At 29.2% G+C, this 12,931-nt stretch carries 9 protein-coding genes and 1 pseudogene; 2 read left to right on the top strand and 8 right to left on the bottom strand.

The genetic code is table 11. The features are described 5' to 3' along the window. Positions 1 to 10: 10 nt before the first annotated feature. The 3 genes from mutL to miaB all read right to left on the bottom strand — a co-directional run bounded on the left by mutL (position 11) and on the right by miaB (position 6,178). On the bottom strand, positions 11 to 1,984 hold the full coding sequence (gene mutL / locus LL038_RS04210) for a DNA mismatch repair endonuclease MutL (RefSeq protein WP_216119909.1): 1,974 nt from the start codon (positions 1,982 to 1,984) through the stop codon (positions 11 to 13). A gap of 61 nt (positions 1,985 to 2,045) precedes the next feature. After that, on the bottom strand, positions 2,046 to 4,739 hold the full coding sequence (gene mutS, locus LL038_RS04205) for a DNA mismatch repair protein MutS (protein ID WP_216119910.1): 2,694 nt from the start codon (positions 4,737 to 4,739) through the stop codon (positions 2,046 to 2,048). Between the two features lie 113 nt (positions 4,740 to 4,852). Further along, a complete protein-coding gene (gene miaB, locus LL038_RS04200) occupies positions 4,853 to 6,178 on the bottom strand; it encodes a tRNA (N6-isopentenyl adenosine(37)-C2)-methylthiotransferase MiaB (RefSeq protein WP_071613180.1) in 1,326 nt (441 codons plus the stop codon). A gap of 291 nt (positions 6,179 to 6,469) precedes the next feature. On the opposite strand from miaB, the gene LL038_RS04195 reads away from it, so the two are divergent. Then, positions 6,470 to 6,631, top strand: coding sequence for a hypothetical protein (locus LL038_RS04195; RefSeq protein ID WP_216119911.1), 162 nt, complete (start codon positions 6,470 to 6,472; stop codon positions 6,629 to 6,631). Positions 6,632 to 6,660: 29 nt separating this feature from the next. Then, complete coding sequence (locus tag LL038_RS04190) at positions 6,661 to 7,857, top strand: pyridoxal phosphate-dependent aminotransferase (protein ID WP_216119912.1); 1,197 nt, start codon at positions 6,661 to 6,663, stop codon at positions 7,855 to 7,857. A 29-nt stretch (positions 7,858 to 7,886) separates the two neighbouring features. Here LL038_RS04190 and LL038_RS04185 read toward each other — a convergent pair whose 3' ends face one another. The 5 genes and pseudogenes from LL038_RS04185 to LL038_RS04165 all read right to left on the bottom strand — a co-directional run bounded on the left by LL038_RS04185 (position 7,887) and on the right by LL038_RS04165 (position 12,799). Then, positions 7,887 to 8,777: a GNAT family N-acetyltransferase gene (locus tag LL038_RS04185; protein ID WP_216119913.1), complete on the bottom strand. Its 891-nt coding sequence runs from the start codon at positions 8,775 to 8,777 to the stop codon at positions 7,887 to 7,889. A gap of 213 nt (positions 8,778 to 8,990) precedes the next feature. Further along, positions 8,991 to 9,827: pseudogene (locus tag LL038_RS04180) on the bottom strand (4-hydroxy-3-methylbut-2-enyl diphosphate reductase); the annotation flags it as partial. Between the two features lie 28 nt (positions 9,828 to 9,855). Continuing rightward, positions 9,856 to 10,509, bottom strand: a complete 654-nt coding sequence (gene cmk / locus LL038_RS04175; protein WP_216119915.1) for a (d)CMP kinase — start codon at positions 10,507 to 10,509, stop codon at positions 9,856 to 9,858. A gap of 43 nt (positions 10,510 to 10,552) precedes the next feature. Next, positions 10,553 to 11,779 (bottom strand): NAD(P)/FAD-dependent oxidoreductase, encoded by a 1,227-nt coding sequence (locus LL038_RS04170; RefSeq protein ID WP_216119916.1) that lies wholly within the window; start codon positions 11,777 to 11,779, stop codon positions 10,553 to 10,555. Positions 11,780 to 11,920: 141 nt separating this feature from the next. Next, the gene (locus LL038_RS04165; RefSeq protein ID WP_216120064.1) at positions 11,921 to 12,799 is read right to left on the bottom strand and encodes a MurR/RpiR family transcriptional regulator; all 879 of its coding nucleotides are present in this window, start codon (positions 12,797 to 12,799) and stop codon (positions 11,921 to 11,923) included. Between the last annotated feature and the right edge of the window lie 132 nt (positions 12,800 to 12,931).

Genomic DNA, 12,931 nt, shown 5'->3' with positions numbered 1-12,931 from the left:
TTCACCTTTTCTATTGTATTCTTTTAAACTTTTTTTCTAATTCATTAAGTGTAATTTTTATTATTGTAGGTCTTCCATGTGGACAAGTAAAAGGCTCATCAATGTATCTTAGATCATTAATTAATTTATTCATTTCTAAATCTGATAAGAGATTGTTAGCTTTTACAGCCGCTTTACATGCAAGTGTTGCTATACGAGTATATTTAATTTGTACGGTTTCACCACTACCCATATTTTTCAAGTTATCTAATATCTCATTAAAAAGATTTTTAATATCTGGTTTACCAAGTATTATAGGAACTTCCTTTATAATAATTGTATTTTCCCCAAATTCAATAATATTAAAACCGGTATTATTAAACACAACTACATTTTCACTATAGTAAGCATAATCATCCACACTTAGTTCTATTACAGTTGGTACTAATAAAATTTGAGACACCACCTGCGCGTTTTTAATTTCTTTTTTATATTTCTCAAATAATACCTTTTCATGAGCTGCATGTTGATCAATTAAATAAAGTTCATTATATGCCTCACCAATTATATAAGTTTTATTAAATTGTCCTATAATTCGAAGTTCCGGAAACTTTGAAATTCTAGAAACTTCGTTTGATGTTGTGATTTCACCCGTCTCCTGATTAATATTACCACTTTCTTTGACATTTTCACTTGTGCTTTGCACTTCACTTGCAAATTCACTGCCTGAATTACTTGTAACTTTTGGAAGGCTTGAATGAGCATAAGAAGATTCCATAAAACTAGAAGCTTCATTTTCATTGTTTTGCCTTTTATATTTAAAGTCTATTGGAATTTGAACGCTCTTTTCCAGTTCTTCTTTGACTTTTTCATCTATAATTATTCTATTAAAATCATATACATCTTTTTTTATGGTGTTTTTTTCAACTTCTTTTGCACTAATATTTTCATTCTCATTTCTTTTTTCATTATTATCATTATTTTTATTATCATCTTCTGTAACGTCAAAATTGCCTCTTAGGCTATCCCCAATTGCTGTATGAACTGCATCAAAAACAAACTTAAATATTGCTTTATCTTCCTGAAATTTAATTTCAGTTTTTTGTGGATGAACATTTATATCTATATACTCCGGGAAAATGTCTAAGAATATAACAAAGAACGGAAATTTATTAATAGTCAAAAAAGATTTAAAAGCATTTTCCACCGCGGCGGTAATTAAACCACTTTTAATATACCTTTTGTTAACAAAAATACTTTGCCTATTACGACTTCCACGACTTATCTGTGCATTGCCAATATACCCATGTACAGACATTATGTCATTATACTTTTCAAAACTCGTAATATTATCTGCAACCTCTTTGCCATATATATATCTAATGGTGTCACGAGGCTCTGTAGAACTAAAAGTAGAGAATACCTTTTTATCATTATTTGACAATTTAAAAGAAATTTCATTATTAGCGAGTGCTAGTCTTCCTAAAATATCCGATATTAAAGCGGATTCTCTTTGTGGTGATTTTAGAAATTTTTGCCTTGCTGGTACATTAAAAAACAAATCCTTAACCTCTATCGTTGTCCCAACATTACATCCAACTTCTTTAATGTATAGCACATCACTTGATGACTGAGATATTTCCATGCCAAATGGAGACTCCTTTGTTCTACTATTTAATGTAGTACGAGATACTGAAGCTATACTAGGTAATGCTTCTCCCCTAAACCCTAATGAATGTATTTTATATATGTCTTCAACATATTTTATTTTACTAGTAGCATGAGGTAAAAAAGCTTTTTCTATATCATCTACATGAATACCCGAGCCATCATCAATTACCTTTATATTTTTTTGACCGCCCTCTAATATTTCTATAGTGATATTTTTAGCACCTGCATCTATACTATTTTCCACTAATTCCTTTACTACAGATGATGGCCTTTCTACCACCTCACCTGCAGCAATTTTATTTGAGGTTTCAACTTCTAATATATTAATTCTCATAATAAATCACATCCTTTGCTACTCTTATAATAACTCAGACATCATGATAGTAGCTTCGTTATCATGATAACAACTTTGCCCTATTAACTAATTCATATAACTTATTAAAACCATCCATAGGTGTTAGACTAAGAATATTTATATTTTTAATTTCTTTTAATATATTATCCTTTTCTATATCTGTAAAGCTTATTTGAGTAACCTCGTCTTGCACTATATCAGCTTCATAAGTTACAGCTGATTCTTTCTGCACAATATTTTCCTCATTAACTTTGCCACTTGACTTAATAGATTTATCCATTTTTTCAGTTTTTTTGTTAATAAAGTTAATTTCCGTACTAGTATTATTTTTTTCTAGTGAAATTAGGATCTCATTCGCTCTATTTATTACATCTTTGGGCAACCCTGCAAGTTTAGCTACCTCAATACCATAAGACTCATCAGCTCCTCCAGGTACAATCTTCCTTAAAAATACAATTTCATTTTCAATTTTCTTCACGGCTACAGAATAATTTTTAACGCCCTTAATTATTCCTTCTAGTTTTGTTAACTCGTGATAATGCGTTGCGAATAAAGTTTTACTTCTTAAATTAGTGTTTTTACAAATGTACTCAATTACTGACCAAGCTATACTTAGACCATCATAAGTACTTGTACCTCTGCCTACCTCATCAAGTAAAACTAAGCTTTTATTGGTTGCATTTTTCAATATATTTGATACTTCCCACATTTCTACCATAAAGGTACTTTTGCCTGCCGCAAGATCGTCAGATGCTCCTATTCTTGTAAAGATTTTATCACAGATTGATATATCTGCGGACGCACAAGGAACAAAACTTCCCATTTGAGCCATAATAGTTATTAAGGCTACTTGACGCATATATGTGGATTTACCTGCCATATTCGGCCCTGTTATTAATAGTAATTGGTTATCCTTTTCATCCATATATGTATCATTCTCAATAAAAGTATTCGTAGGCATCATTTTCTCAACTACAGGGTGCCTTCCGCCTATTATGTTTAAAATGCCCTTTTTATTTATCTTAGGCCTAGTATAATTGTTTTCTAGAGCGATTGTAGCAAGTGAACTTAAACAATCTATTTCTGATATTAGCTTCGCTGTGTTTTTCATTCTTTCTATATGTTTTTCAATTTCTTCTCGTATACCTGTAAATATCTCATATTCTATATTTACTAGTTTATCTTGTGCACCAAGAATCTTATCTTCCATTTCCTTAAGTTCAGGAGTAATATATCTTTCTGCATTAGATAAAGTCTGTTTTCTTATATATCTACCCTCTGGAATAGATGGAATATTTAATTTAGTTACTTCAATATAATACCCAAACACTCTGTTGTACCCAACTTTTAGTGATTTTATTCCAGTTATTCTTTTTTCATCACTTTCTAAGGTAGCAATCCATTCCTTGCCATGGGCCTTAGCACGCCTTAACTCATCTATTTCGCTATTAAAACCTTCCTTAATGATATTTCCTTCTTTAATGGAAATAGCTGGACTATTTATAATAGACTTCTCTAATATATTATGTATATCTTGCAGATCATCCAATTCTAAACTTATCTTATTCATTAATTTACTATTTAATATTGATATAATTGATTTTACTTTTGGTATTTTTTCTATAGAGTTTTTTAGAGAAATCAGTTCTTTGGCATTGACGTTTTTCGAAGAAATTTTTCCAACTAACCTTTCTATATCATATATATCAACAAGTACATCTTTTAAATCTTCATGGGTCGTTGTATTATTCTTAATTTCTTCTACAGCCTCTAATCTTTCATCTATCAACTTTTTGTTTATTAAAGGTTGATCTAACCACTTACGTAGTCTTCTAGCTCCCATCGCAGTATTAGTTCTATCTAATACCCATAATAAAGAACCCTTCTTAGTTTTATCTCTTAAAGTTTCTGTTAGCTCTAAGTTTCTCCTAGAATTTGCATCTAAACTTACATAATCTAAAATATCATAGTATTCTATAGTATCTATATGAGAAAGGGATTTTTTTTGTGTATCCATAATATAACTAAGTAGCCCTAAAATGCTGCTTAGTAAAGTTTGCGAGAAAGTTTTCTCACTATAATTATGAAATTGATTTTTTATTATATTATCATTTTTCATAATAAAAAAGTCATTAGGGTATGCAGAATATGACACATTAAATCTTTCTTTTATAACCTTTAGTATTTCATCAGCTATATCTTCTGAGACAATAATTTCTTTTGGTGTAAATTTTGATATTTCATCTAATATGGTAACAATGTTAAGTTTAGTCTCAGTACAAGTAAATTCACCTGTTGATACATCACAAAAACATAAACCACAAAAATTAGTCTCTTTATTAATGTATATGCTCATAATATAATTATTTTTAGTTTCTTCTAAAAACCCAGAATCAGTGTAAGTTCCTGGAGTGATTATTTTAATTACTTCTCTTTTAACGATTCCCTTAGCTAATGCAGGATCTTCTACTTGCTCACATATAGCAACCTTATATCCTTTTGCAATTAGCCTTCCTACATATATATTTGCTGCATGATGGGGTATTCCGCACATAGGTGCTCTTTTTTCAAGCCCACAATCACGCCCTGTAAGCACAAGCTCGAGTTCTTTTGCTACAAGCTGTGCATCATCAAAAAACATTTCATAAAAATCACCTAATCTAAAAAATAAAATGCAATCCTTACATGTTTCTTTTACTTCAAAATATTGTATCATCATTGGAGTTAATGCCATTGCCATTCCCCTTTGTTTTTCTCTGTGATTATATAAATTGCCTTACACACATAAATTGAATCTTTATAAATAATCACAGATATTAAATTAGTTACTATAATTTATTTGTTAGTTTATATTTCTTCACCAAAAAGTGAAAAAGAATGTGAATCTGTTATTAAAACTGATACGAGATCGCCGGCAACATTGCCATTTCCCTCGAAGTTTACTACTTTCCCATTTCTAGTTCTACCAGTCAATTTACTTTCATCTTTTTTACTATAACCCTCGACCAGTACCTCTACAATTTTCCCTACGCATGCTTTGTTTTTTTCTGCACAATTTCTATTAACAACTTCTACTAATCTATTAAACCTCTCATGCTTAACGTCCTCTGGTACTTGATCTAGCATTTCATCTGCTGGTGTTCCCTTTCTTTTAGAGTAAAGGTAAGTAAACGCTAAATTAAATTTAACCTCTTCCATTAAGCTTAGAGTCTCTGCAAAATCTTCCTCAGTTTCTCCTGGAAATCCAACTATTATATCTGTAGTTATTCCTACATTAGGTATTGTATTTCTAATGTTTTTTACTAACTCCAAATATTGCTCTCTATCATAATGTCTGTTCATTTTATTTAGAAGATTAGATGAGCCTGATTGTACTGGTAAATGAACATGTTCACAAATCTTATCACTCTCGGCAATAACTTCTATTACTTCATTAGATAAATCCTTTGGGTGAGACGTCATAAATCTTAATCTCTCCAAATTTTCAATTTTATTGATTTTACGAAGTAACTGAGCAAAATTTATTTCAGGAGTTAATCCCTTTCCATAAGAGTTAACATTTTGACCAAGTAAGGTTATTTCTTTATACCCTTGTCCAACCATAGCTGTTATTTCATTAATGATATCTTCGGGATTTCGACTACGTTCGCGTCCTCTTACATAAGGCACTATGCAATAAGTACAAAAATTGTTGCAACCATACATAATTGTAACAAAACCTTTTAAAGTATTTTCCCTTTCTATTGGAATTCCTTCTATAATATTTTCTTCCTTGTCCCAAATTTCAACAATAGATGATTCTCCGCTCTGTATTCTTTTTAAATACTCTGGAAATTTATATGCATTATGAGTCCCAATAATAATATCTACAAATGGGAATTTAGTAATTATATGTTTTGCCATACCATCTTGCTGCATCATACATCCAATAACCGCAATTACAAGCTTTGGATTCTCTTTTTTCATTGTTTTTAAAGCCCCAATATTTCCATCAACCTTTTGTTCTGCGTTCTCTCTAACACAACAAGTATTAAATATAATTATATCAGCAGATCCCTTATCCAATGTTTTTTTATACCCCGCTGGTATTAGCATACCGGATAATTTTTCTGAATCTTCCTCATTCATTTGACAGCCCCAAGTTTCTATATAGTATTTAATTGTTTCATTCATTAGTTCATTCTCCTTTATAAAAAAATATCACTATCTATCATTATATATAATTTATAAACTTTTTTAAAGTCATTTTTACTAATTGGATATAATTAATCATAAATTTATTTTGCTTTAAATATATGAATAAATCAGAATATAATATTAATTGATAATTATGTGTTATAATATATCAAATAATATACATGTTGTTGTGTGTTTTTTATTATGTATATGTCTCCATTACTCGGTTTTTTCTTTCTTAATAAATTTCAGCTTTTAGGATAACCTACCTAAAAGGAGTGATTTAATATGTATGATGCAAAAAAGAATGAAAACATTAAGGATAGACATATGCAGTTTAATTGTATAGGAGATAGAAGTTATTTTTGTATGTGTACTCACAACAATAATATGATAAATATAAAAGTATCCTCTTCTCCTGTAGAAATAATTGTAAAAGAGTTTAGTTAGTTTTTTAATTTGGGATGGGGGGAAATATTATGAATTTATCTAATAGACTGGAATCAATGCAATTTTCAACAATTCGTAAACTAGCACCTTTTGCCGAAGAAGCAAAAAAAAGAGGAGTAAGTGTATATCATCTTAACATAGGTCAACCTGATATACACACTCCTTCTACATTTATGGAAGGAATCAATAACTTCACAGACAAAGTGCTTAAGTATGAAAATTCTCAAGGAATGGATCCATTAATTGAAAGTTTTATAAAGTATTATCTCGAGTGGAATATAAAACTCTCTAAAAGTGAAATACTAGTAACTAATGGAGGTTCTGAAGCCATCCTTTTCGCTTTTATGGCTATTTGTGACCCAGGCGACGAAATTATAATTCCTGAACCATTTTACACAAATTATAATGGGCTTGCAGATTTAGCTTCAGTTAAAGTCATTCCATTTATCACCAAAGCTGAAGATGGTTTTCATTTACCTAGCAAAGAGGAGATTACAAGCAAGATTACAAAAAATACTAAAGCAATAATGGTATCAAATCCTGGAAATCCTACAGGGGTAGTATATACTGAAGCAGAAATAAGAATGCTTGCAGATATTGTTAAAGAAAATGATATATTTTTAATATCTGATGAAGTATATAGAGAATTTGTTTATGATGATTTAAAATATACTTCTGCTTTATACATGAAAGATATCGAAGATAAAGTAATATTGATTGATAGTATATCTAAGCGTTATAGTGCTTGTGGTGCTAGAATTGGTTTAGTTGCATCAAAACACAAATATCTTATGGCTCAGATGCTTAAATTAGGTCAATCTAGACTTTGTGTGCCGGTTATAGAGCAAGTAGCTGCTGCAAACCTAATTAACACTCCTAAATCATATTTTACAGAGGTAAAAAAAGAATATGAGGAAAGAAGAAATATTTTATACAAATACTTATTAAAAATACCAGGTGTCATTTGTGAGAAACCAACTGGAGCATTTTATATAGTGGCCAAGCTTCCTATAAAAAGTGCTGAAGATTTTGCTAAATGGTTATTAACAGATTTTAATTATAATAATAAGACTGTTATGGTTGCACCTGCGCAAGGTTTTTATGCAACTAAAGGACTTGGAGTAAACGAAATTAGATTATCATATTGTTTAAATACTACCGCATTAAAAGATGCTATGGAAATTTTGGGTATAGCAATCAAGAAATATGTTGAATTAAACAAATAATTAAGAATACAAAAGTGGATAGATGTACATCATCTATCCACTTTTATATCCTTAAGTTTTAGTTTTTGCCATGTATAAAATTCTTTTTTAATCCTAAACCCTAGAGAACTATATAAGTTAAATGCAACAATATTATCTGCATCAACATGAAGTGATACTTTAGAAAAATTGTTATCCATAGCTATATTTAGCAAATACTCTAAAAGTACTTTTCCATATCCTACATTTCTATATTTCCCTATTATACCGAAATTGACTATTACTGCTGATTTCTCTTCAACTATAATCTGACCATAACCAATAGGTTCATTATTGCATTTAATGAATATTGCGCCTTTGTCAAAATAATATTCTTGTTCCTCATCATAATATATATCTTCTATATCTATTGGAATTCTGTCATCATTTTTAAATATTTCATTTTGTAATAAACAACGTAATTTTTCATCTTTATTTCTTTTTACTATAGAAAAAGTAATTTCACTGGTCGCAAAGATATTAAAATGTTCAGAGCACTGTTTTTCTAGTTCTCGAAATCCCTTAGTCCTGTTAAATCCTAGCTCACTTAAAATATCAATATTTGCTTTGTTATCTTCACATTCATAGGTTAGTAAACTATTATTTATAACTGATCCAATTAAATTTTTATAAAAATAAGTTAAATTACCCTTTTCTATTACATTCATTGAGTTTATACAGCTATGATATTTATTTTGCTTCTCAAACCATATATATCCTATATAATTATTGTCCTCTATTAGTAGATTTACATTCTTTCTCATAAATAATTTTTGAATAATATTACTGTTATCATACAGAGCAAAAAAATCTTTATTTGATAAACTAAAGTTAGTATTAAATTTATTGATTTCACGAAAATTATCAATGTTTTTTAAAGTTAGACCTATTGACTTACACATTTAGCTTTACTCCATTAATTTTTATTTTTAAATAAGTTTTTATTTTTGTCTCCCTACATTAGTACTATTAAATTATATTATTATTTTTAATTTAGTATTCTGTAATTTCTAAAAATAGATTCATAATTTCTAAGGCCTTTATGACTAACTTATTTTGGGCTACAAATCGTAAAGAAACGTGTATACATAATTTTATGCTACACGTTTCTTCTAATTCATTTTTGAAATAGCCTCTTTAATAATCCAATCTGGTGTTGATGCCCCCGCTGTTACCCCTATTTTCTTAACATTTTTATCTTTTATAAATTCATCTGATATACCTAATAGGTTTTCTACATGAATTGTATTTTCACAATTTTGTTTACATATTTCATAAAGCTTTGTAGTATTGGAACTGTTAAATCCACCGATAACAACCATAGCATCAACATTTTTTGAAAGTTCTTCTGCAGATTTTTGGCGCACTTCTGTTGCACTACAAATAGTATTAAATGCAACTATCTCCTTACTAATTTTTATAATTTTAGTTAATACATTTTCCCAAGTAGCTTGCCTTTCGGTTGTTTGAGCTACCACGCATACTTTATTTGCGATAGTTTCAATATCATTACCACTTTTAAGTATTACTGCGCAGTCGTTACACCATCCATTAATTCCAATAACTTCAGGATGATTTTTATCTCCTACAATGATTATATGATATCCTAAATCATAATATTTTTTTACCTTTTTATGGATATTTTCTACATAAGGACATGTCGCATCTACTATATTAAGATTAGTTTCCCTTAAAATATTTAATGTTTTTTCAGATACGCCATGCGATCTTATAATAATTGTGTCATTATCTTCTAAACTTGTAATGTCTTCAAGCTCTATTGGATATATTAAATTTTCTTTTAAAAAGTTTACAACATCATTATTATGTATAAGTGGTCCAAGTGTGTATATTTTTTTATTATATTTTTCTTTTATTTCTAAAGCCTTGTCCACTGCCCGTTTAACTCCGAAACAGAAACCAGCTGAATCTGCAAGTGTTATTGCTTTCATTTTTTCACCTCAATAGATAAAGTATTTTTTAAATATTTGAATTAATATAAGATACTATTACGTTTACTACTCCATCAATGTCTAAATCCGAAGAATCTATTTCTACAGCATCTGACGCTTTTGTAAGTGGATTAACCTCTCTATGAGTATCAATAAAATCTCTTTTAATAATATCATTTAAAATAGTATTGTAATCAACTTCTATACCTTTTGACATTAATTCCTCATATCTTCTTTTTGCTCTTTCTTCACTACTAGCAGTTAAATAAAATTTAAAAGGAGCCTCTTTTAATACAACTGTACCTATATCGCGTCCATCCATAATAACATTAAACTTTTTTGCTATGTCCTTTTGTAACTTAACAAGAATTTCTCTAATTTCAGGAATAGCTGCATACTTTGAGACATTGTTACTTATATTTGGCATATTTATCATATTTGTTAAATCTTCATTATTAACATATAAACGATCTTCTACAAAATGCATTTCCAAAGATCCCACTAATTTAACTAAATCGTGAACATTATTTTCGGATATATTTGCATCCATAGCTTTTAATGTAACTGCCCTATACATTGCACCTGTGTTAATATACATTAGATTGAATTTCTTACCTATCATTTTGGCTATTGTACTTTTCCCTGCACCTGCAGGTCCATCTATAGCAATAGAAATTTCCATTATAATTCACCCTCCATCAATCAAAACACTACTTTAAGTATAATTAGTCTAACCCTACACTATTTCCAGCTAAATATCCTGTAGATAATGCTATTTGAAGATTATAACCTCCTGTATATGCATCTACATCTATCATTTCGCCTGCAAAATAAAGATTATCTATTAGTTTTGATTTCATAGTAGAAGCATCTATTTGCAAAGTGTCTACACCACCACTAGTTATAATTGCTTCATCAATTGGGCGAAGCCTCTTAATAGTAAGCGGTAAATTTTGAAGTAAATTAACTAAAATTCTTCTTTCCTCTTTAGTAACAGAATTAACCTTTTTATTTTCATCAATATTAGATAATTGAATAATTGTATTAATAAGTTTACTAGGGAGTAAATCAGTTAATGAATTTTTAAAATCTTTATTTGCGTACTTTAAGAAATCGCTTTGAATTCGTTTATCTAGTTGAATTTCACTCAATGCTGGTTTTAAATTAATAAAAGCTTTTAATTTTTCTCCTTCTTTTACATAACAACTTCCACTTAGGACAATGGGTCCTGAAATTCCATAATGGGTAAAAATCATTTCCCCGAACTCTTTATATATACTCTTATTTTTACTATTTGTAATATTAAGTTCTACGTTTTTTAGAGAAAGTCCCTGTAAATCCTTAATCCACTCCTCCTCAAGCTCGATTGGTACAAGTGATGCTTTAGGTTTAATTATATTATGTCCTAAAACCTTAGCATAAGTTAGTCCTTCACCTGATGAACCAGTTTGTGGGTATGATAACCCACCAGTACATAATATAATATAATCTCCATATACATTATTTCCAGAAGCGAGTTCAACGCCAATAACTTTCTGATTATCTCGAACTATTCTTTTCACTTTTGAATTTAATAACACTTCAACCTTTTTGTTTTTTAATGCAATATCAAAAGCTTTTATAATATCCGAAGATTTATCTGACTCAGGAAATACTCTATCCCCTCTTTCTACTTTAAGGTTAACTCCTAGTTCTTTAAAAAAGTTCATAGTATCTTCATTCGTGAAGGAGTATAAAGAACTATATAAAAAGTTAGGATTACATGGTATATTTTCAAAAAAATCACCAATATCCTTAGCATTTGTAATATTGCATCTACCTTTACCTGTTATATAAAGTTTTCTTCCTAATCTTTCATTTTTTTCAATAAGAACCACCTCATGTTTTGATGAAGCCGTAACAGCTGCCATCATGCCTGCTGGTCCTCCTCCAATAATAATTACCTTTGCCACACAATCACTCCCTTATAATATTTACATTTAAAATTTATTATAATATATTTAAACTCATTTTCCGTATATGTAAAACACAACCTCAAAAGAGAATCCCAATGAAAGGATTCTCTTCAAACCGATTGATTAAGAATTTATCTTTCATTCTCTATCCTTATCTTTAAAAGAATAAACTTGATATTCTTCCCATATATCTTCTAAAGTAGAAAATGTTCTTGAAATTTTTTCTTTTTCTCGTAAGCCCACAGCAATAATTAATGCATTAATTACACTAAGTGGTGCTACTAAAGAATCAACAAATGATGCCATATTACTTTGAGCTATTAATGTGTAATCTGCTCTAGTAGCTAATGGAGATAATAAACTATCTGTAATTGCTACAACATTTGCATTCTTACTTTTAGCAAAAGCTAATGCTTCAATTGTTCTTGTTGTATACCTAGGAAACCCTATTCCAATAACTATGTCTTGTTCATTAACATAAAGCATCTGCTCAAATATATCACTGACACCATAAGCAACTACTTTAACATTATCTAAAATAAGATTTAAGTGAAATGCTAAAAATTCTGCAAGTGCTGCTGAACTTCTAAGTCCAATTATGTATATTTTTCTAGCTTCAAATAGTGAATTAACTATATCCTCAAAAGTTTTATGATTAATTTTTTCAAGTGTAGCTCTAATATTTTCCATATCAGCTTTTAATACACCTTTTAATGCATTTTCCTGAGTAATAAAATCATTTGACAATTCAATTCTTTGTACAGTAGTTAATTTATTTTTAATTAATTCTTGAAGAGCTTTCTGTAGTTTAGGATAACCACTAAATCCTAATTCATTAGCAAATCTTACAACAGTAGATTCACTTACCCCTACACTAGTTCCCAATTTAGCTGCTGTCATAAATGCTGCTTTATCATAGTGTTTTAGAATATATTCCGCTATTAATTTCTGGCCTTTACTTAACCGTGGAAATTTAATTTGAATAGTCCTCATCAAATCTTGTTTGCTATCTACCATAATCAACTCAATCCTTCCTATATTAATCCAAATAAATGAAATAAAAATTTCAAAAGATAATAAAATGAATTTTTTATTTCATTTTATCATCTTTTGAAGATATTTTCAACGAATTATTCATTTGTATAATAT

It is taken from the genome of Clostridium estertheticum (genome assembly GCF_026650985.1).
GTDB lineage: Bacteria > Bacillota > Clostridia > Clostridiales > Clostridiaceae > Clostridium_AD > Clostridium_AD estertheticum_C.
This window is presented reverse-complemented; position numbering and strand designations above follow the sequence as displayed.

Coding starts and splice junctions, on each gene's coding strand:
- cmk (WP_216119915.1), bottom strand. CDS start 10,509: ATGGAAATTTCTATTGCTATAGATGGACCTGCAGGTGCAGGGAAAAGT.
- LL038_RS04190 (WP_216119912.1), top strand. CDS start 6,661: ATGAATTTATCTAATAGACTGGAATCAATGCAATTTTCAACAATTCGT.
- miaB (WP_071613180.1), bottom strand. CDS start 6,178: ATGAATGAAACAATTAAATACTATATAGAAACTTGGGGCTGTCAAATG.
- mutS (WP_216119910.1), bottom strand. CDS start 4,739: ATGGCATTAACTCCAATGATGATACAATATTTTGAAGTAAAAGAAACA.
- LL038_RS04185 (WP_216119913.1), bottom strand. CDS start 8,777: ATGTGTAAGTCAATAGGTCTAACTTTAAAAAACATTGATAATTTTCGT.
- LL038_RS04165 (WP_216120064.1), bottom strand. CDS start 12,799: ATGGTAGATAGCAAACAAGATTTGATGAGGACTATTCAAATTAAATTT.
- LL038_RS04195 (WP_216119911.1), top strand. CDS start 6,470: ATGTATGATGCAAAAAAGAATGAAAACATTAAGGATAGACATATGCAG.
- mutL (WP_216119909.1), bottom strand. CDS start 1,984: ATGAGAATTAATATATTAGAAGTTGAAACCTCAAATAAAATTGCTGCA.